Genomic DNA, 18,959 nt, shown 5'->3' on the forward strand with positions numbered 1-18,959 from the left:
GCTCCTATGCGTTGCTGGCCGCTACCCGGATGCGGCCCGGGCTCGCGACTGTACGCCAGTGATTGAGTGCGCTCTCCGTGACGTCCACGATCCGGTCGCCGTCCAACAGAACCTCCGACGGCTCGGGATGGCTGATGAAGCGGGTCGGGCTCGCGGTCAGGCCATAGGCGCCCGAATTCTCCACGGCCAGGATGTCCCCATTTCGCACCTGCGGCAGGGCGATGTCCGTGGCGAGGATGTCGATCGTCGTGCAAAGAGGCCCGACAAGCGTGTAGGCGCCTTCAGGGCCGTCCGGGTTCGAGATGTTGGCGATGTTCCAGTTGCGCCGGATCACCGTGCCCATCATCCCGCAGGCCGCGAGGTGATTGTTGAAGCCGGCGTCGCAGGCTCGGAGTTCGACCCCGCGGCTGGTCTTTTCGGCGATGACGCTGGTCAGCAGCAGGCCCGCCGGCGCGACCAGCCATCGCCCCATCTCAAGGACGCATTCGGCCTCCGCGAACACCGGCTCAGCCTTCATGGCGTCGATCATCGGGATGACCCGGCTGGCCACCTCATCGACGTCGAGCGGCTTCTCCGTGCTGGTGTAGGGCACGCCGAAGCCCGATCCGAACACCAGCTTCCTCGGCGCCAGCTTTGCGTGCGCCGCACCGCGGCGAAACAGCTCGATGAAGATCGCGAAATTCTCGGCGATGGCTTCCGCGTTGAGGCTGTTGGTGCCGGAATAGATGTGGAAGCCGACCAGTTCGAGGTTCGGCAGAGCGACGATATGGTCGATCGCCGTCTCCATCTCTTCCTCGTCGATTCCGAACTGGCTGGCCTTTCCGGCCATGTTCACGCCGAAGTGGCGTGGGCCGACCGAGGGGTTGATGCGGAGGAGCACCGGCTGGACCACGCCGCGTTCCGTGGCGGCGGCGCTGGCGATGTCGGCCTCTGCGAGCGACTCCAGCACCAGTTCGCCAATTCTCTGCTCCACCGCGCCGACCACTTCGACGCGGCGCTTGGCCGGCCCTGAAAAGGTGATCCGCTCGGCCGGGCAGCCGGCTTCCAGGGCGCGCTCGACTTCCCGATAGGAGGAGACGTCAAAGGTCGCGACGTGCGGAAGCAGGACGCGCAGCAGCTCGATGTTAGGGTTGGCCTTGACGGCGTAGCTCACGCCGAAGTGGCGACCAAACAGGTCCTTCAGCTTCGCGAAGCGGCCGCGAATGATGTCAACATTGTATACGTAGAGCGGAGTGCCGACCATCGCGACGGCGGCAGCCAACTTCTCGCTAGAATTCGATGTCATCTGGTCTGTCTCGCCCCGACTAGCCATCTAGCTAGACGCTCGCGCGCTCCACATATTTCAGTATGCGGGAAATACTATCGAAGTTGGCGAGGTTCACGTCGGCCGGCGAAATGCGGACCCTGCCTTCAGTTTCGATAAAGGTCATCAACGTGACCAGGGCGAAGCTGTCGATGATGCCCGTGCTAAACAGCAGCGTATCAGACGCGATGTCGCTGGTTTCAATCGCAAGATCGTCACTCAGGAACCCGATGAGTCCCTCTTCTGAAATGGCCATATCTCTACCTGAGCTAGACTCTTAAGAAGCAGCGGGCGCGAGCAACCCACGGCCGCGGAACGGGCGGCATGGCGACAAACCATACTGTCCGCGACCCTGCGTCCTCAGGCGGCGCGCTGCAAGAGCAACGTTAGGTGAAATGTATGAAGATTGGGCTGCAGCCCTAGCGGCGCGTCGCGCCGCGGCGCGGAGCGGCGCGATCGCGCGCCGGCAGTCCGCCAGATCCGGATTTGGCCGAAGGCTTACGATCCGGCCAAAGCGCGAAGATCATCAGAAACAACATGAACAGCGCGATCAGCGGCAGAGCCAGCACGGTCAGCTTTTCAAGCATCGGACGCTCCCTCGCCGCCAAGACCATAGGCGAGACGCCGCACGCAGCGGGGCGGCTCTCGACCTATATCCCTACCCTGCGCAGCTTCACGCAAGGTTGACGCCGCGCCTACGGCAGATCTTCGGCCAGAATGGCCATCTCGAACATGAACGAACCATCGCCGTCCTCGTCCTCGAACACCACGCCGACGAACTCCTCACCGATATAGACTTCGGCGGAATCCTTCTGCTTGGGGCGGGGAACCAGGGTGATCCGCGCATTGGCGAAGGTGCCGCGCAGATGGCCTTCCACTCGGCGGATAGTCTTTTCGTCCAGCACGCTGGGCTCCTTCGTCGATTTCGGCCGGAACCTAGGCGTTTTGCGCCGCGCCGCAAAGCGCCTGCATCCGAAAAAGCTGGGGACGCGCCCCGGCGCGCGGCTAGTGTGGCGAGGGTCTGCGGGGGAGGATCAGCGTGGCGAGCGTCGAACTGGGGATCGTCGAGGGCTATTACGGCAAGCCTTGGAGCTGGGCCGAACGGCGCGACGTCGTCACGCGCCTGACGCCGCATGGGTTCAGGTTCTTCATCTACGCGCCCAAGGCCGACCCCTTCCTTCGGCGGCGCTGGCAGGAACCGCACCCGCCCGAGACCGCGGCCGAGCTCAAGGCGTTCTCCGCCTTCTGCCGCCAGAATGACCTGCGCTTCGGGATCGGCCTCAGCCCCTATGAAATCTATCGCGATTTCGGCGCCGAAGCGCAGGCCGCCCTCGCCGCCAAGCTGGCGCAGCTGGAGGCGCTCGGCCTCGACGACCTCGCCATCCTGTTCGACGACATGCGCGGGGACCTTCCGAACCTGGCGGCCGAACAGGCGCGGATCGTCCACTGGATCGCCAAGCGCACCGCCGCCAGCCGGATCATCGTCTGCCCCTCCTACTATACCGACGATCCGACCCTGGACCGCGTGTTCGGACAGCGGCCGGACAACTATCTGGAGGACCTGGGCGCGGCGCTCGATCCTGCGATCGAGGTGTTCTGGACCGGGGAGGAAGTGTGCTCGCGCGAGTTCAGCCCCGGCCACCTGGAGCGTGTCACTCGCCAACTGCAGCGCAAGCCGTTCCTGTGGGACAACTACCCGGTCAATGATGGACCGATGATGTCGCCGTTCCTGCATGTGCGGGCGTTCACGGGCCGACCGGCCGCCATCGCTCCGCATGTCTCCGCCCACGCCGTCAACCCGGCCCTGCAGCCGGTCCTGTCCCAGATTCCGGCCATCAGCCTGGCCGAGAGCTATCGGCTCGGCGACGACTACCAGTACGGCGCCGCATTCATGAAGGCGGCCCGCGAGGTGCTGGGCGAGGATCTGGCCCTGGCGGTCCAGCGCAACACTGCGCAGTTCCAGGAGTTCGGCCTCGAACGGCTGACCGACGAGAACATGAGCCGGATGCGGGCGCGCTATGCGGGCTTCGACCATCCGGCCGCGCGCGAGGTGCTGACCTGGCTGGATGGCGGCTACCGGATCACGCTGGCCGAGATCGAAGCGACTTGAGACGGCTCGGCCCGGGGCCTAGAACTGCAAGACCCGCGTTCGCGGACCTGCGAAAGAATCCCCCAGTGGCGGCCTGAAGCCCTCGACATCGTCGCTCGTCGCCGCCGGCCGATCAGGCTGGCGAACTCTTCCGCGCGTTCCTCGAGGCCGGCCTCATGGCGTTCTTCCGCAATTCCACCGTCAATCTTCTGAACCTCCACTACGGGGTCCACGCCCTTGCGCTCAGCGGCGGCGGGGCCTTCTTCTCGGTCTTCCTGCTGCGCGCCGGGGTTCCCGCCCATGGGGTGCTGGCCTCCCTTGCCGCAATCCTGATCGGGCGATTCTTCATCCGCCCCCTGGTGCTGCCGCTGGGGCGGCGGCTGGGACTGAAGCCGCTGGTCATCGCCGGGACGGTCCTGACCGCCGGCCAGTACCTGCTGCTGGCGAGAGTCGACGGCGTCGGCTGGCCGCTGGTCCTGCTCTGCGCCGTCTCCTCGATCGGCGATACCTTCTATTGGACCACCTATCACGCCTACTTCGCCGCGCTGGGCGATCCCGAACATCGCGGCCACCAGATCGGGGCGCGGGAGGCGATCGCGGCCCTGGTCGGCATCGTTGCGCCGCTGCTCACCGGGTGGGCTCTGGTCACGGTCGGGCCAGAAGTGGCGTTCGGCGCCACGGCTGTGGCGCTGGTGCTCTCCGCGCTGCCGCTGTTTCGGACGCCCAACGTGCCGATCGCCTGGGAGGCGCCGGGGGCCTTCAGCGCCGCGCGGCCCGGCGTGGCGCTATTCATCGCCGACGGCTGGATGGCCGCCGGCTATGTCTTTGTCTGGCAGATCGCGCTCTTCATCTCGCTGGGCGAGAACTTCGCGGCATTCGGCGGGGCCATGGCGGCGGCGGCGGTCGCCGGCGCGATCAGCGGCCTGCTGCTGGGCCGGTTCATCGACGCCGGCCACGGACGCCGGGCGGTGCTGCTGGCCGCCGGCTCGGCTGCGGCGATCATCGCGGTGCGGGCGATCGGATATGGCCACCCGGCGGTAGCGGTCGCGGCCAACGCGGCCGGTGCCCTGGTGACCGCCCTCTACACGCCGACCATGATGACCGCGGTCTACAATCTGGCGCAGGCTTCGCCTTGCCCCTTGCGGTTCCACATCGCCACCGAGGGCGGATGGGACGCCGGCGGCGCAGGCGGCGCGCTCACCGCCGCGGCGCTGCTCTGGGCGGGCGCGCCGTTCTGGGCGGCGATCCTGCTGGGTCTCGTCGGGACGTCCGCGGCCTTCGTGCTGCTGCGCCGCTACTACGGCGCGCAGGCGCTGCCTGCGCCACGCGCCGTCGCCGATCAGATCACGTAGTCGTAGACCGCGTCGGCCAGGGTGTGATCCATGCTGCGAGCCGGCTCCTCGCAGGTCGGGCAGTTGACCAGGCGGGCCGGAACGCCCGCGGCCGTGCAGTGCGGCGGCACCGGCTTCAGCACCACCGATCCGGAAGCCACCTTGGCGTAGTCGCCGATCTTGATGTTGCCCAGCACCTTGGCGCCGGCGCCCAGCAGCACCCCGTTGCCGATCTTCGGGTGACGATCGCCGCGCTCGGCGCCCGTGCCGCCGAGGGTCACGCCCTGCAGCAGGGAGACGTCGTCGCCGATCACCGCCGTCTCGCCGATGACGATCCCAGTGCCGTGGTCGATGAAGACGCCGGAGCCGATCTTGGTCGCCGGATGGATGTCCACCTGGAACACTTCCGACATGCGGCTCTGCAGATAGAGGGCGATGGTCTCGCGGCCCTGATGCCACAGCCAATGGGCCACGCGCTGGGTCTGCAGCGCCTGGAATCCCTTGAAGAACAGGAAGGGCTGCACATAGCCCTTGCAGGCCGGGTCGCGCTCGAAAACCGCCTTCAGGTCGGCTTCGGCGATGTTCACCAGGCGCGGATCGGCGGAATAGGCGGCGTCGGCCAGCTCGCGCAGGCTCATCGCCCGCAGCTCCTGGTCGCCCAGCTTCCGCGCCAGTTGATAGGACAGGGCCGCGCCCAGATCATCGTGGCTCAGCACCACCGCATTCAGCAGCGAGGCGAGTGCGGGCTCGGCTTTCGCCGCCCGCTCGGACTCCATCCGCAACGCCGCCCAAACCGGGGGCGCAGCTGTCGGGTCGATAACTTCCAGGCGCTGGCTCAAAGGCTCCTCCCGTCCCACGGCCGACCTCTCATTCTAGCATGGCGCGCGCGAGCGCGGCCGTTAATTGCCCTTCTTTGGCCATGTGGTAGGCCCGAAGCAGCATCGCAACCGTTAAGGCGTCCCGGATGTGACCGGCGACCGCCGCGTCCAGTACCTCGCGGAACGGCGCGCGCGCCAGAGCGAAATCTTCTGTGTCGTCGGCATGGTGCAGTTCGGCGACCGGGCTGAGGCCCGTTGCGAGGAAGCCGATCGCGAGTTCGTCGGTCACCGAATTGGACAGCTGCATGCGCAAAATCTCAGTCCATTCCGCCGCCGCCAGGCCAGCTTCCTCGGCCAGTTCGCGCTTGGCGCCGTCCAGCGGATCCTCGCCCTTGGGGCCGCCGCCCTCCGGTATCTCCCAGCTGTAGTCCCCAAACGGAAAGCGATGCTGGCCGACCAGGACCACCGATCCGTCCGCGTCGATCGGGAGGATGGCGAGGGCGAGGTTCTTGAACCCCACGACGCCATAGAGCGCCGGCTTGCCGGTCGGCGCGACGGCGGTCTGCTCGGTCACGGCGATCCAAGGGTTCTCATAGACCGTGCGCGGCGCACCCTTCGTCCAGGGCCGCCCATGCTCGACAAGCCACGCAGGTTTTTGCGACATGTTCTCAACTAGCCTTGCAGACAGAGAGCCCCGCGCTCAATAAGACGCACTGACCATCGGCTTTCCCAGCGAGGCGCTTCCTTGTCCATAGCCCTTCCCGAGGCTCCCGCCTTCGGCGCCGTCGTCCCGCAACGATCCTGCCCGGATTTCCTGAGCTTCCTGGCCACTCGGCGTTCGGCTTCGGCAGTGACTCTGGAGGGACCGGCGCCCTCCGAGCAGGAGATCGCCGACCTGATAAGGCTTGCGACCCGGGTCCCCGACCACGGCAAGCTCGCGCCCTGGCGGTTCATCGTTCTGGATGGAGCCGGCAAGGCGGAATACGCCGCCCGGCTGGAAGCCCTGGCCAATTCCCGCGGCGATGCGCGCGCGGCCGCGAAGCTCGGAAAGCTGAAGGTCCCGCCCATGGGGATCGCGGTGATCTCGAGCCCGCGCGTCCATGAGATCCCGGAGTGGGAACAGGTGCTATCGGCCGGCGCCGCCTGCACGACCTTGCTCTACGCCGCCCAGGCGCTGGGCTATGGCGCCAACTGGATCACCGACTGGTACGCCTATGACGACGAGGCCAAGGCGATCCTTGGGCTGACCCCCTCAGAAAAGGTTGCCGGGTTCATCTTCATCGGAACTGCCAAGGAGCCGCCGCTGGAGCGCGAACGGCCCGACGTAACCGGACTTGTCACCGCCTGGCGCGGCTAAGTCCCTGAAAACACGACGGCCGGACGGCGATGGCGCGCCGCCCGGCCTGATGTGACACGCCCGAGGAGAGATGGGCATCGTCTTCATAGCACACCGATGGCCGGTCGGCTAGACGACGATAGACGCCGCCTTGACGGGAGGCGCGCCCGAGCCGCAGCCCCGAGGGCAACCTTGACTGTGCGCCTTGTATTCAACGTAGTGAATACTGACTGCATTCATTGGGATAGCAGGCCATCAACCGTCCGAATCGGGACAATTATCGGTCCCGCACGGCGAATGCTGCTCAGCCTCGTCCGCGATATGTCGCCACACCCTGGTCCGGAACCCACAGGCCCTCCGGCGCCGGACCCGACTGCCAGAAGACGTCGATCGGAATTCCTCCTCGGGGGAACCAATAGCCGCCGATGCGCAGCCAACGCGGCGCGGCGACCTCGACGATCTTGCGGCCGATGGCGACGGTGCAGTCCTCGTGGAAGGCGCCGTGATTGCGGAACGACCCGAGATAGAGCTTCAGCGACTTGGACTCGATCAACCAGTCGCCCGGCGCGTAATCGATCACCAGGTGGGCGAAGTCCGGCTGCCCGGTGACCGGACAGAGCGAGGTGAATTCGGGCGCCGTGAACCGGGCCAGATACAGCGTATCGCTCTGCGGATTAGGGACCCGCTCCAGGACCGCCGCTTCCGGGCTGTCGAATCCGCGAACGTCCCGTCCCAGTTGGGTCAGATGCATTTCTTCCATGCCGCGATTTATCGCGCCGGGAGGTTTGCGGCAACCAATGCAACGGCTATCAAGCCAGCAACGAACAGGATGGGGAGAACGGCATGGCCGGCAAGGATTTCGAGGGTTTCGTCGTGGTCGTCACCGGGGCCTCCACCGGCCTTGGACGAGCCATCGCCGTTGAGACCGCCGCCCGCGGCGCAGAAGCCGTGATCATCAACTACGCCCGCAGCGAGACCGAGGCCCAGGAAACCGGCCGGCTGGTCGAGGCGCAGGGCGCCAAGCCGGTGCTGGTCCAGGGCGACGTCGCGATCGACGCCGACTGCCGCAAGATCGCCGCAGCGGCCGAGCCGTTCGGTCGCATCGACGCCCTGTTCAACAACGCCGGCACCACCAAGTTCGCGCCGAACCACGCCGATCTGGACGCGGTCTCGGCCGAGGACTTCCTGCACCTCTACAGCGTCAACGTAATCGGTGCTTTCCAGATGGTGCGCGCTGCTCGGGCCTTGCTCGAGGCGGCGCCGCGGCCGGGCGCGGTAGTCAATACCTCGTCCATCGCCGGGGTCGCGGGGATCGGCTCGTCGGTCCCCTACGCCGCCTCCAAAGGGGCGATGAACACCCTGACGCTTTCGCTGGCACGGGCGCTCGCCCCGCGCATTCGGGTCAACGCCATCTGCCCCGGATTCATCGATACGCCCTGGTTCGACAAGGGAATCGGCGCTGAACGCGCGCAGCGGATGCGCGACGGCGCGGCGGCGAACACGCCGCTGAAGGCCGCGTCGAGCGCTGAGGACGTCGCCGCCGCGGCGGTGTTCCTGGCCTCGACCGCGTCGCGGCACGTGACCGGCGAAACCCTGCTCGTCGATGCGGGGACTCACCTGGGATATGCGCCGCTCTCGATGCGCTGAAGCGCATTTTGCGATTCGGCGCCTGAGGGCGCCCCTGAGCCCTACGCGCCACGCCAAGTGGCGCAAATGGCACAGCTCCACGCCTAAAAGTGCGGCGCCAGGTTTTGTTAACGCTCACAAATCGAACAGCGAATAGGTAGGGGCGATGATCAGTCTAGCTCGCGTTGATCTGTGGGTCGCCTGCATGGCGATCTCGGCGCGGCGGTTGGGCGACGCCTGATCGGACAATGGGGATATAACGCAATGAAGACTCTCAAGACCACGCTGCTGGCCGCTGCAGCCATGTTCGCCATGGGCGGCGTCGCCTCGGCGCAGGAAGCCTCGAGCGATGTGTTCGACATCTCGTTCAACGTCGGTGCGGCGACCGACTACGTCTATCGCGGCGTCAGCCAGACGGACGAAAACTTCCAGATCTCGGGCGGCATCGACACGACGCTGTGGGGCACGGGCTACGCCGGCGTTTGGGTTTCCAACGTCGATTTCGGCAACAGCACTGACGGCGAATTCGACCTGTACGCCGGTGTGAAGCCGCAAGTCGGCCCGGCCACCCTGGACCTGGGCGTGATCTACTACGGCTACATGAACCAGCCGTCGGGCTCGCATGAAGACTTCGTCGAGTTCAAGCTCGCCGGTTCGGTTCCGGTCGGCTCGGCCACCGTGGGCGCCGCGCTCTACTACTCGGACGACTTCTTCGGTGCGACCGGCAACGCGACCTACGTGGAACTGAACGGCTCAGTGCCGGTCGTCGACAAGGTCACCATCTCGGGCGCCCTGGGTCACCAGGACGTCGACTATGACGGCGATTACACCACCTGGAACCTCGGCGTCGGTTACGCCCTGAACGACGTGGTCGGCCTCGACCTGCGTTACCACGACACCGACGAGCATGACTTCGGCGAAATCTACGAAAGCCGTGTCGTGCTGGCGATCAAGGCCGCCTTCTAAGACTGCGCCTATCGATGTTAGCGAAAGGCCGCCCCCGCGACGGGGCGGCCTTTCTGCTTTCAAGGCGTGCATATCTGCAACAAAGCAAAAAAACGACGTTCGCGTGCGGAGCGAAAATCCCGCATCGGAGTTTCATTGGACGGTCGCGATCACGCGTCTATGTTGCCAACTTCTGACGAGACGTGGAGCGCGATTCATGGAGCAGTTGGCCAATCGGGCCCAGACCATCGTCGCGGATGCTCTGATTGCCGCCGGTGCTTTCCTTCTCGCGTACCTGCTCGCGTCCGGTCAATTCCTCGAATCGGCTGGTCCCGACCTACCGACATTAAAGTTGCTCCAGCTGGTCGGCGTCTACACCGGCCTTGCCCTGGTCTTTTCGACCATCTTCCGGCGCGAGCTGTCGCCCTGGCGATACGTCTCAATTCCCGACGCCTTGGTCCTGGCGCGCACCGCCTTCCTGACCGCCGGGGTCTTCCTGCTGACGGTGTTCGTGCTGGACCGCGCCGAGGGGCTGCCGCGCTCGGCGCTGGCCATGGCGGTGATCTTCCAGATGGTCGGTTCGATGGGCGCGCGCCTGACGCGCCGCGCGCTGCATGAGCACGCCCTGGACACCTTCGCGCCGCTCAAGTCGGCCAAGGAACGCGCGCCCAATGCGCCTTCGCTGCTGCTGATCGGCCCGCCCTTGCTGGCCGAGTCCTATCTTCGCGACGCCAGCCGCCGCCATGACAACGCCTGGACGCCGGTCGGGATCGTCGGACCCGACGCCCGCGACGTCGGCCAGCAGGTGCGCGGCGTCTGCGTCATCGAGAGCCTCGACAACCTGAACGAAGCGCTCGCCGACCTGCGTCGGTGGAACCGCTATCCGCGCGCCATCCTGTTCCTGGACGAGCCCGGTCGCCTCAAGGGCCTGACCGCCGATCAGCTCGGCCAGCTGAAGAACGACGGCATCCGGTTGCTGCGCATGCCCTCCATCGTCGAGCTCGCTCACCACGATGGCGTGACCCTGCTTCCGATGCGCGAAATCAGCGTCGAGGAACTGCTGGCCCGCGAGCCTATCGAACTCGACCGCGCTTCGGTCGGGGCGCTGTTGCACGGCCGCCGTGTGCTGATCACCGGCGCCGGCGGCTCGATCGGCGCCGAGCTGACCCGTCAGGTCGCCGCTTTCCAGGCTTCGCACGTCACCTTGATGGACTTCTCCGAGACCTCGCTGTTCGAGATCGATCGGGAAATGGGCGAGACCTGGCCGCAGCTTTCCCGCAGCGCGGTGCTCTGCGACGTGCGCAACGCGCGCCGCTTGCAGCAGGCCTTCATGCGCGAGAAGCCGGACCTGGTCTTCCACGCCGCGGCCCTCAAGCACGTCTCGATGGTCGAGAAGCACCCGTGCGAAGGCGTGCTGACCAACGTGGTCGGCACTTGGAACGTGGCTGAAGCCGCGCGCGCCAGCGGCGCCGCCCAGATGGTGCTGATCTCCACCGACAAGGCCGTCGATCCGTCCAACGTCATGGGCGCGACCAAGCGCCTGGCCGAGGCCGTGATCCAGGCCCAGCAAGCTGGCGAAGGCACCCGCTTCTCGGCCGTGCGCTTCGGCAACGTGCTCGGCTCGGCCGGTTCGGTGGTGCCGATCTTCCGCTCGCAGATCGAGCGCGGGGGTCCGGTCACCGTCACCCACGAGGACATCGAGCGGTTCTTCATGACCATTCCGGAGGCGGCCCAGCTTGTCCTCCACGCCACCGCCACCAGCGCCGAGGGCGAGGAAACCCAGCATGCGCGCCTGTTCCTGCTGGAAATGGGCGAGCCGGTGCGGATCATGGATCTGGCCCGCCAGATGATCGCCCTGTCCGGCCACATGCCGGGCCGCGACATCGAGATCGAGGTCACCGGTCTGCGCCCTGGCGAGAAGCTGACCGAGGCGCTGCTGGACGAGACTGAGCGCTCCCTGCCCTGCGCGGCAAAGGTGATGGAGGTCGTCACCTCCTCGGCCATCCGCATCACCAGCAACCACCTGATCGAGCTCGAGGACATGGCCGCCAGCGGCAACGTCGACGAGGTTCGCAGCAAGCTGTTCGACATCGTCGCCCAGATTCGCGGCGAAAAGCCGCCGGTGCCGGCGCTACGGGTCGTTTCCAGCGCGTGACGCGGCCGGCCTAAGCGGCTAATCCGTCGCCATGGCGGTTATCCTGGTCACCGGCTCGGCCGGCTTCATAGGCTCCCACGTCGCCCACCGGCTGCTTGATCGCGGCGATGAGGTGATCGGGATCGACAATCTCAACACCTATTACGACCCGACTCTCAAGGCGGCGCGGCTGGCGCGCCTTGAGGCGCGCGAGGGCTATCGTCAGGCGACCATCGACCTCGCCGACCGCGAGGCCGTCGCCAAACTATTCGCCGAAGTACGTCCGGAACGCGTCGTCCATCTCGGCGCCCAGGCCGGCGTCCGCTACAGCCTCGAGCAACCCTCGGCCTATGTGGATTCCAACCTGGTGGGCTTCGGCAACATTCTGGAGGGATGCCGCGCTGCGCAGGTCCAGCACCTGGTGTTCGCCTCGACCAGCACGGTCTATGGCGCCAACGGCAAGTTCCCGTCGTCCGTGCACGATCCGGTCCACCACCCGATCACCCTCTATTCGGCGACCAAGCTGGCCAACGAGGCCATGGCCCACGCCTACGCCCACCTGTTCGGAATTCCGTCGACCGGACTGCGCTTCTTCACGGTCTACGGCCCCTGGGGCCGCCCGGACATGGCGCTGTTCAAGTTCACCGACGCGATCCTCCGCGGCCAGCCAATCGACGTCTACGGCCAGGGCCAGATGCAGCGCGACTTCACCTACATCGACGACATCGTGACCGGGGTGGTGGCCGCCATGGACCGCGCCGCGCAGCCTGACCCGACCTGGGACCCGCGGGCCCCCGATCCGGCCACCAGCGGCGTCGCGCCGTGGCGCATGCTCAACCTCGGGGCCAACCGCAGCACCGAACTCATGCGCTACATCGAGGTGCTCGAGGAGAAACTCGGCCGCAAGGCGGAGATCAACTTCCTGCCGATGCAGCCGGGCGACGTCGTGCGCACCGAGGCCGACGTGACCGACACCCGCGAGGCGCTCGACTACGCCCCCTCCACCCCGATCGAAACCGGGGTGGGCCGTTTCGTCGACTGGTACCTCGACTACTTCCGCGTCGGAGCCAACTAGCCGGCCTTACGGAACAACTCCGTGCAGGCGCAGAGGATGTGATAGAACGAGGTCGCCGGCGCAGGCTCGTCGGCGAACGTCCCATCGGCCCGCAGCTTGTCGCGCCAGGCGCCAGCGGCCGGCGTCTGCAGATAGCCGCGCAGCGTTTCGGCCGCCTTCACCTGCTCGGTCTCGTCGCCAAACAGCAGCTCGGCCTTCAGGTGCTCGGTCTGCGGCCAGAGGCGCGCCGTGGCGTCGCGCACCGAGAAGTCGTCCCACAACTCGTTCATCGCCACCCCCCGCGAGGCGTCCAACCCGCGTCGCCCGGCGCGATAGAGCCCGGCCGCCGCGTCGATCGCGTCCTGCCGGCCCCGCAGGCGGCCCCACTTCTCAAGCAGCCAGGCCCACTCGAACTGATGCCCCGGCTCGACCAGCCGGCCGTCGTCGCCGCCAACCAGGCGCCAGTCCGCGTCGAAGAACTCGCGCAGGAACCCGCCTTGCGGATCGATGAACACTTTCAGCGCCATCTCGACGATCTCGTCGGCGAAGCCGTCCCATACGCCGCCGTCGTTCTCGGCCCAGGCCAGCGCCCCTTCCAGCAGGTGCATGTGGGCGTTGGCCTGATAGGGATAGGCGATGTTCTCGACGAAGCCGCCGGCCGGATTGCGCATCGAATCCAGCCCGCCAAGCACGCCCAGGGCCACTTCGCGCAGATTCACCCGATCAGGGTCGACCCGATGCAGCGTCGCCGTGCCCAGCAGGGCGAAGGCCTGGTCGTAGAGCATCGGCGTATCGTCCAGCACCGCCCCGTCCAACCCGATCAGGGTTCGGAACAGACCGTCGGGCCGGCGATAGCGCTCAAGGAAAAAGTCCATCCCGTGCCAGGCGGCCTCGCGCCACGGTCCATCCCAGCCCATCGCGCCGGCCGTTGCATAGACGTAGGTCTGCCGTCCCTGGACGCGAGCGCGGCGCGGGCCCGGCCGGGGCTCGCCAGCGATGCTCAGGGCCTCGTGAAAGCCGCCGCGTTCGCGGTCCGCGCCTTGCCGCCACCACAACGGCAGCGCAGCATTTCGCACCCAGAGGTCGTACCACGCCACGGCCTCTGCAAGGGTGGCGAACGCCTCTGGCGCCGTTTGGTCCGCATCCTTCGTCACTGAATCGACAGCCAATTCGTCCAACCTTGTCTCAACGCTCACTCGATACCCCGTCAGGAGCGACCCGTCACATGCCATCGACGCGATAGCGACCGGCTCGCAGCGAAATGCGGCGAACACATGGAGAGCGGACGACTGGGGGGGCGGCATCCACAGCCGGCGCGCCGGGCTGCAAACTTCGTCGCACGGCTCCCGCGACAGGCGAATTTCGCATTGCGGCGTTCGATGTGGTCTGATTTATGCAGGCGTTCGGCTTGCTCGATTTTGAACAGCAATGCTTAGGGGCTAGTGTCTTGCAGACGATCTACGATTGGGTGACGGTCGCGATCTTTGGGGCTTTGATTGTCCTGTTCCTGCACAGATCGACTGCCCAGGAAGAGCCAAAAGATAACATCTTCCAGTACCTGCCGGCCTGCATCGGCTGCGCACTGGCCAACTATCTCGGCAACGAGGGGCACGGCGCCGCCGCGTTCGGGATCATCGTGGTGGTCATCGGCTACGTCGCCTACGTCCTGAAGCCGTTCAACCTGAAGTTATAAGTACAGTTCGGCGCGCCGAACGGTCGATGTCCCCGCGATTAACATTGACTCAACTCGGCGCGGTTTAAGATTTCGCCACAATCGGCGTGTTTACGGGAAGTGGGTTCGGACCCGCGGTCAGAAAACCGTCGATATCGCAGATGCACCGCAGCATGCGTGCTTGGAGGCGCCGTGAGTTGGATCAATAGCCTGATGGCGCGCTCGTTTGGGCGCAAGCCCAAGGCCACGCGGAATTCCCAGCCGAACCTGATCTTCACGACACCGCCCGTCGTCGCGGCGCGCGAACCTGAGTCCAAGAAGCAGGAAGCTGTGTTTCCTCGGTTCCAGTCGACCGCCGGCGATCAGCTCAGCTTGCGTCACAACGACCGCAACGCCGCCGCGCGCGTGAAGCTGCGCAGCGCATTCACGCCATCGCAGCCGATCACCGATCGCAAGATGTTCGCGGGCCGCACCGACGTGCTCACCACCCTGATCCGTTCGATCGAGGATCAGCGCGTCCACGTGATTATGTACGGCGAGCGAGGGATCGGTAAAACCTCTCTGGTCCACGTCCTGACCCAGGCGGCCGAGGAAGCGCGCTACATCGTCGTCTATTGCTCGTGCGGCGCAGGATCGACCTTCGACGAGATCTTCCGCGCCGTCGCCGTCGACGTGCCGCTGCTCTACCACAGCGGCTTCGCACCGACGACCGACGAGGCCGAAAAGGGCGGCACCCTGGCCGACCTGCTGCCGGCCACGACGCTGACCCCGCGCCTGGTCGCCGACCTCTTCGCCAAGCTGACCGGCACCCGCGTGCTCGTGGTCCTGGACGAATTCGACGTCTGCGAATCCCCCGACTTCCGCCGCAACATCGCCGAGCTGATCAAGAACCTCTCGGACCGCTCGATCCGCACCCAGCTGGTGATCGCCGGCGTGGCGGCCGACCTGACCGAACTGGTCGCGCACATTCCGTCGATCCGCCGGAACATCTTCGCCCTGCAGGTGCCGAAGATGACCGCCAGCGAGGTGAACCACCTCGTCGAGAACGGCGAGGGGATCAGCGGCATCAGCTACGATAAGGCGGCCACTGACTTCGTCGTGTTCGTCGCCAACGGCTCGCCCTATCTGGCCAGCCTGCTCAGCCACCACGCGGGTCTGGCGGCCATCGACAAGGGCCGCTCCAACGTCACCGTCGAGGACGTATCGCTGGCCGTCGACCAAGCCCTTACCGAGTTCCGCGGCCGCATCTCCAGACACTCGCAGGTCCAGATCGACCAGGCCGCCAAGAGCGGCGTGCGGCATGTGCTGGGCGTGATGGCCGGCGCGGCCCTCTTCAACAACGGCCGCTTCGACGGCCGCGACGTGGACGCCCTCTATCCGAGCACCGCCAACGCGGCGAGCTTCAAGGCGACCATCGAGGAGCTGGCCTCCAAGCACATCCTGCTTGAAGGCAATGATGACGAGTACGGCCGCGTCTACCGGTTCTCCGAAGAGGCCGTGCTGCCCTACCTTTGGATCCTCGCCGCCCAGAAGCGCTTCCTCGAGAACCGCAAGGCCGCCGCGCCGGAGAAGGCTGCGGAAAAGCCCGTCGCGGACAAAGCTGCCGAGAAGGGTTCGGAGAAGGCGACGCAAGCTGCGGTGGCCACCAGCCGCACCGCCGGTCGCGCCTGATCCGACCTCTCGCGCTTCCGCCCGGGAAATGGGCGGCGGCATCGTCTATCGTGAGCGCCCTCGAGCTAAGGGAGTAGGCTTTTGCGCATTCTCGTCACCGGCGGCGCCGGCTTCATCGGCTCCGCGCTCATCCGGCACCTGATCGCCGAGACCGAGCACGAGGTGTTCAACCTCGACAAGCTGACCTATGCGGGCGACCTGCGCTCCCTGGACGGCGTTGCAGGCAACAACCGCTACGCCTTCCGCCAGACGGATATCGCCGACGCCGGCGCCATCCGCGCCGCCCTGCGCGACTTCCGCCCCGACGTGGTGACCCATCTGGCTGCGGAGTCGCACGTCGACCGCTCCATCGACGGCCCGGCCGACTTCATTCAGACCAACATCATCGGCACCTTCGTCATGCTGTCCGAAGTGCTGGAGTACTGGCGGGGTCTATCGGGCGCGGCCAAGGCGGCCTTCCGCTTCCACCACATTTCGACCGACGAGGTCTTCGGCTCGCTCGGCGACACCGGGTTCTTCACCGAAACCACCGCCTACGACCCTCGCTCGCCCTACTCGGCGTCCAAGGCCTCGTCCGACCATCTGGTCCGCGCCTGGCACCACACCTACGGCCTGCCGGTCCTGGTGACCAACTGCTCGAACAACTACGGGCCTTATCACTTCCCCGAGAAGCTGATCCCGCTGATGATCGTCAAGTGCCTGGCCGGCGAACCGCTGCCCGTCTACGGCCAAGGCGCGAACGTGCGTGACTGGCTGTTTGTCGATGATCACGCCCGCGCCCTGACGCGAGTCTTCGAGGCCGGCGGTCCCGGCGAGAGCTACATCATCGGCGGCCGCGCTGAGCGGACCAACCTCCAGGTCGTCCACGCGATCTGCGATACGCTCGATCGCTTGCGTCCGCGCGCCGACGGCAAGCCCTATCGCGAACAGATCAGCTACGTCGCCGACCGTCCAGGCCACGATCATCGCTACGCCATCGACCCGACCAAGCTCGACCGCGAGCTCGGCTGGAAGGCCCAGGAAAGCTTCGAGACCGGCATCGAGAAGACCGTGCGCTGGTACCTGGCCAACGAAGCCTGGTGGGCCCCGATCCTGGCTCGGACCGACGCCGGACAGCGATTGGGCCTGAAGACCGTCAGCGCATGACGTCGCCGCCTATGCTGGAGGTTCTGCTGACGGGCGGAAGCGGCCAGGTCGGGACCGAGCTCATCCGCCAGGCTCCCGCAGGCCTGAACATCGTGGCGCCGGGTCGCGGCGACCTGGACCTGAGCTACCCGGCCGCGATCGCCGAACTGGTCGCCTCGCGGCCCTGGGCGGCCGTCATCAATTCCGCGGCCTACACCGCCGTCGACCGGGCCGAGAGCGACGTGGTCGCCGCCTGGCAGGTCAACGCCCTGGCGGCGGCGGCATTCGCCGAGGCCACCGCCAAGGCCGGCATCCCGCTCATCCAAGTGTCCACCGACTACGTCTTCGACGGCGCCAAGCCCTCCCCCTACGTGGAGACCGATCCGGTCGCTCCGGTGAGCGTCTATGGCGCCTCCAAGGAGGCCGGCGAGCAGGCCGTCCGCACCGCCAATCCACGCCATGTCATCCTGCGCACCGCCTGGGTGGTCAGCCCGCACGGCGCGAACTTCGTCAAGACCATGCTGCGGCTGGCCGAGACCCGGCCGGAGCTGCGCGTGGTCGCCGACCAGCGCGGCTGCCCGACCAGCGCCGCCGACATCGCCGCCACCCTGCTCGCTATCACCCAGCGTATGATCGCATCGCCTGACGCGCCGACCGGCACCTATCATTTCGTCAATGGTGGCGAGGCCACCTGGTGCGAGTTTGCACGGGCGATCTTCGAGATGTCGGCTAAGCGCGGCCACCCCGCCCCCACTGTCGAGGCGATCGGCACGGTCGACTATCCGACGCCCGCTCGCCGGCCCGCCAACTCCCAGCTGGAAGTCGCCAAGCTGGCGCGGGACTACGGAATTACGCCGCGCCCCTGGCGGGTGGCGGTCGAGGAGATCATCGAGGCGCTGCTCCCCGCCAAACAAGGACAGGTAGACTAGATGAAGGGCATCATCCTGGCCGGAGGCTCGGGGACCCGGCTGCACCCGGCGACGCTGGCTGTGAACAAGCAGCTGCTGCCGATCTACGACAAGCCGATGATCTACTATCCGCTGTCGGTGCTGATGCTGGCCGGCATCCGCGACATCCTGATCATCTCGTCGCCCGAATATATCGACAATTACCGCCGGCTGTTCGAGGACGGTTCGGCCTTCGGGCTCAACATCGAGTACGCGATCCAGCCGAAGCCCGAGGGCCTGGCCCAGGCCTTCCTGATCGGCGAGGACTTCGTCGGCGACGAGCGGGCGGCGCTGGTGCTCGGCGACAACATCTTCTTCGGCGCCGGCATGAGCCAGCTGCTCCGCAACGCCGCCACCCGCGACAACGGCGCGACGATCTTCTCCTACGAAGTCGACCAGCCACAGGCCTATGGCGTGGTCGAACTGGACGACACCGGCCGGGCCATCAGCCTGGAAGAGAAGCCGGCCGAGCCAAAGTCGCGCCAGGCGGTCACCGGCCTCTACTTCTACGACAACCGCGTCGTCGAGCTGGCCAAGAAGGTCCGTCCGTCCGCGCGCGGCGAGCTGGAGATCACCGATCTCAACCGCATGTACATGGAACTGGGCGACCTGTTCGTGGAGCAGCTATCGCGGGGCTATGCCTGGCTCGACACCGGCACCCACGAGAGCCTGGTGGAAGCCTCCGAGTTCGTGCGCGCGGTCCAGAAGCGTCAGGGCGTTCACATCGCCTGCCTGGAAGAGATCGCCTATGTGAACGGCTTCATCGACCGCGACGCCCTGCGCGCCCGCGGCAAGCTGTTCGAGAAGACCGCCTATGGGCGCTATCTGCTCGAGATCGCCGAGCGCGGGCCCAGAGGCCACCTCTAGCGAAGGGTCGGAGCGGCCCCGCCGGTTTGGCGGGGCGCTGC

At 66.6% G+C, this 18,959-nt stretch carries 20 protein-coding genes; 12 read left to right on the top strand and 8 right to left on the bottom strand.

The annotated features are described in order from the left end of the window. Positions 1-4 precede the first annotated feature (4 nt). The 4 genes from AC1DQJ_RS08705 to AC1DQJ_RS08720 all read right to left on the bottom strand — a co-directional run bounded on the left by AC1DQJ_RS08705 (position 5) and on the right by AC1DQJ_RS08720 (position 2,205). Positions 5-1,285: an alanine racemase gene (locus tag AC1DQJ_RS08705; RefSeq protein WP_477602271.1), complete on the bottom strand. Its 1,281-nt coding sequence runs from the start codon at positions 1,283-1,285 to the stop codon at positions 5-7. A 31-nt stretch (positions 1,286-1,316) separates the two neighbouring features. Beyond that, positions 1,317-1,559 (bottom strand): acyl carrier protein, encoded by a 243-nt coding sequence (locus tag AC1DQJ_RS08710; protein ID WP_477602273.1) that lies wholly within the window; start codon positions 1,557-1,559, stop codon positions 1,317-1,319. A gap of 163 nt (positions 1,560-1,722) precedes the next feature. Then, complete coding sequence (locus tag AC1DQJ_RS08715; RefSeq protein WP_477602275.1) at positions 1,723-1,890, bottom strand: hypothetical protein; 168 nt, start codon at positions 1,888-1,890, stop codon at positions 1,723-1,725. Positions 1,891-1,998: 108 nt separating this feature from the next. Then, positions 1,999-2,205: a DUF3126 family protein gene (locus tag AC1DQJ_RS08720; RefSeq protein ID WP_477602702.1), complete on the bottom strand. Its 207-nt coding sequence runs from the start codon at positions 2,203-2,205 to the stop codon at positions 1,999-2,001. 137 nt (positions 2,206-2,342) lie between these two features. On the opposite strand from AC1DQJ_RS08720, the gene AC1DQJ_RS08725 reads away from it, so the two are divergent. Beyond that, entirely contained in the window at positions 2,343-3,413 is a 1,071-nt protein-coding gene (locus AC1DQJ_RS08725) for a beta-N-acetylglucosaminidase domain-containing protein (RefSeq protein WP_477602277.1), read from the top strand. Positions 3,414-3,568: 155 nt separating this feature from the next. Beyond that, complete coding sequence (locus AC1DQJ_RS08730) at positions 3,569-4,744, top strand: MFS transporter (RefSeq protein WP_477602279.1); 1,176 nt, start codon at positions 3,569-3,571, stop codon at positions 4,742-4,744. Here the strand turns inward: AC1DQJ_RS08730 and cysE are convergent. Together cysE and AC1DQJ_RS08740 are read right to left on the bottom strand one after the other, a co-directional pair. Then, complete coding sequence (gene cysE, locus AC1DQJ_RS08735; protein ID WP_477602281.1) at positions 4,732-5,562, bottom strand: serine O-acetyltransferase; 831 nt, start codon at positions 5,560-5,562, stop codon at positions 4,732-4,734. The genes AC1DQJ_RS08730 and cysE overlap by 13 nt on opposite strands. A 28-nt stretch (positions 5,563-5,590) precedes the next feature. Then, complete coding sequence (locus AC1DQJ_RS08740; RefSeq protein WP_477602283.1) at positions 5,591-6,115, bottom strand: NUDIX domain-containing protein; 525 nt, start codon at positions 6,113-6,115, stop codon at positions 5,591-5,593. Between the two features lie 171 nt (positions 6,116-6,286). On the opposite strand from AC1DQJ_RS08740, the gene AC1DQJ_RS08745 reads away from it, so the two are divergent. Beyond that, positions 6,287-6,898 carry a nitroreductase family protein gene (locus tag AC1DQJ_RS08745; RefSeq protein ID WP_477602285.1) on the top strand — a complete coding sequence of 204 codons (612 nt, stop codon included), beginning with the start codon at positions 6,287-6,289 and terminating at the stop codon, positions 6,896-6,898. 283 nt (positions 6,899-7,181) lie between these two features. Here the strand turns inward: AC1DQJ_RS08745 and queF are convergent, their stop codons facing one another. After that, positions 7,182-7,637 carry a preQ(1) synthase gene (gene queF, locus AC1DQJ_RS08750; protein ID WP_056021133.1) on the bottom strand — a complete coding sequence of 152 codons (456 nt, stop codon included), beginning with the start codon at positions 7,635-7,637 and terminating at the stop codon, positions 7,182-7,184. 83 nt (positions 7,638-7,720) lie between these two features. Here queF and AC1DQJ_RS08755 point away from each other — a divergent pair, with 83 nt between their 5' ends. The 4 genes from AC1DQJ_RS08755 to AC1DQJ_RS08770 all read left to right on the top strand — a co-directional run bounded on the left by AC1DQJ_RS08755 (position 7,721) and on the right by AC1DQJ_RS08770 (position 12,657). Continuing rightward, positions 7,721-8,524, top strand: coding sequence for an SDR family NAD(P)-dependent oxidoreductase (locus AC1DQJ_RS08755; protein ID WP_477602287.1), 804 nt, complete (start codon positions 7,721-7,723; stop codon positions 8,522-8,524). A 243-nt stretch (positions 8,525-8,767) separates the two neighbouring features. After that, a complete protein-coding gene (locus tag AC1DQJ_RS08760) occupies positions 8,768-9,469 on the top strand; it encodes a TorF family putative porin (protein WP_477602289.1) in 702 nt (233 codons plus the stop codon). Positions 9,470-9,800: 331 nt separating this feature from the next. After that, the gene (locus AC1DQJ_RS08765; protein ID WP_477602291.1) at positions 9,801-11,603 is read left to right on the top strand and encodes a polysaccharide biosynthesis protein; all 1,803 of its coding nucleotides are present in this window, start codon (positions 9,801-9,803) and stop codon (positions 11,601-11,603) included. 31 nt (positions 11,604-11,634) lie between these two features. Beyond that, entirely contained in the window at positions 11,635-12,657 is a 1,023-nt protein-coding gene (locus tag AC1DQJ_RS08770; protein WP_477602293.1) for an NAD-dependent epimerase, read from the top strand. On the opposite strand, the gene AC1DQJ_RS08775 is transcribed toward AC1DQJ_RS08770, so the two are convergent. After that, complete coding sequence (locus tag AC1DQJ_RS08775; protein WP_477602295.1) at positions 12,654-13,790, bottom strand: AGE family epimerase/isomerase; 1,137 nt, start codon at positions 13,788-13,790, stop codon at positions 12,654-12,656. The two genes, AC1DQJ_RS08770 and AC1DQJ_RS08775, sit on opposite strands and share 4 nt — an antisense overlap. 293 nt (positions 13,791-14,083) lie before the next feature. Here AC1DQJ_RS08775 and AC1DQJ_RS08780 point away from each other — a divergent pair, with 293 nt between their 5' ends. The 5 genes from AC1DQJ_RS08780 to rfbA all read left to right on the top strand — a co-directional run bounded on the left by AC1DQJ_RS08780 (position 14,084) and on the right by rfbA (position 18,918). Further along, positions 14,084-14,329: an XrtV sorting system accessory protein gene (locus AC1DQJ_RS08780; RefSeq protein ID WP_477602296.1), complete on the top strand. Its 246-nt coding sequence runs from the start codon at positions 14,084-14,086 to the stop codon at positions 14,327-14,329. A gap of 171 nt (positions 14,330-14,500) precedes the next feature. Further along, positions 14,501-15,979: an ATP-binding protein gene (locus tag AC1DQJ_RS08785; protein ID WP_477602298.1), complete on the top strand. Its 1,479-nt coding sequence runs from the start codon at positions 14,501-14,503 to the stop codon at positions 15,977-15,979. Positions 15,980-16,060: 81 nt separating this feature from the next. After that, positions 16,061-17,125, top strand: a complete 1,065-nt coding sequence (gene rfbB / locus AC1DQJ_RS08790; protein ID WP_477602300.1) for a dTDP-glucose 4,6-dehydratase — start codon at positions 16,061-16,063, stop codon at positions 17,123-17,125. After that, complete coding sequence (gene rfbD, locus AC1DQJ_RS08795; protein WP_477602302.1) at positions 17,122-18,033, top strand: dTDP-4-dehydrorhamnose reductase; 912 nt, start codon at positions 17,122-17,124, stop codon at positions 18,031-18,033. The genes rfbB and rfbD overlap by 4 nt, the downstream gene beginning before the upstream one ends. Next, complete coding sequence (gene rfbA / locus AC1DQJ_RS08800; RefSeq protein ID WP_477602304.1) at positions 18,034-18,918, top strand: glucose-1-phosphate thymidylyltransferase RfbA; 885 nt, start codon at positions 18,034-18,036, stop codon at positions 18,916-18,918. It abuts the gene before it with no gap. Positions 18,919-18,959: the final 41 nt, after the last annotated feature.

This window comes from Phenylobacterium sp. P4_E10, from assembly GCF_056401675.1.

Coding starts and splice junctions, on each gene's coding strand:
- AC1DQJ_RS08760 (WP_477602289.1), top strand. CDS start 8,768: ATGAAGACTCTCAAGACCACGCTGCTGGCCGCTGCAGCCATGTTCGCC.
- AC1DQJ_RS08730 (WP_477602279.1), top strand. CDS start 3,569: ATGGCGTTCTTCCGCAATTCCACCGTCAATCTTCTGAACCTCCACTAC.
- AC1DQJ_RS08705 (WP_477602271.1), bottom strand. CDS start 1,285: ATGACATCGAATTCTAGCGAGAAGTTGGCTGCCGCCGTCGCGATGGTC.
- queF (WP_056021133.1), bottom strand. CDS start 7,637: ATGGAAGAAATGCATCTGACCCAACTGGGACGGGACGTTCGCGGATTC.
- AC1DQJ_RS08770 (WP_477602293.1), top strand. CDS start 11,635: ATGGCGGTTATCCTGGTCACCGGCTCGGCCGGCTTCATAGGCTCCCAC.
- AC1DQJ_RS08710 (WP_477602273.1), bottom strand. CDS start 1,559: ATGGCCATTTCAGAAGAGGGACTCATCGGGTTCCTGAGTGACGATCTT.
- rfbD (WP_477602302.1), top strand. CDS start 17,122: ATGACGTCGCCGCCTATGCTGGAGGTTCTGCTGACGGGCGGAAGCGGC.
- AC1DQJ_RS08755 (WP_477602287.1), top strand. CDS start 7,721: ATGGCCGGCAAGGATTTCGAGGGTTTCGTCGTGGTCGTCACCGGGGCC.
- rfbA (WP_477602304.1), top strand. CDS start 18,034: ATGAAGGGCATCATCCTGGCCGGAGGCTCGGGGACCCGGCTGCACCCG.
- AC1DQJ_RS08715 (WP_477602275.1), bottom strand. CDS start 1,890: ATGCTTGAAAAGCTGACCGTGCTGGCTCTGCCGCTGATCGCGCTGTTC.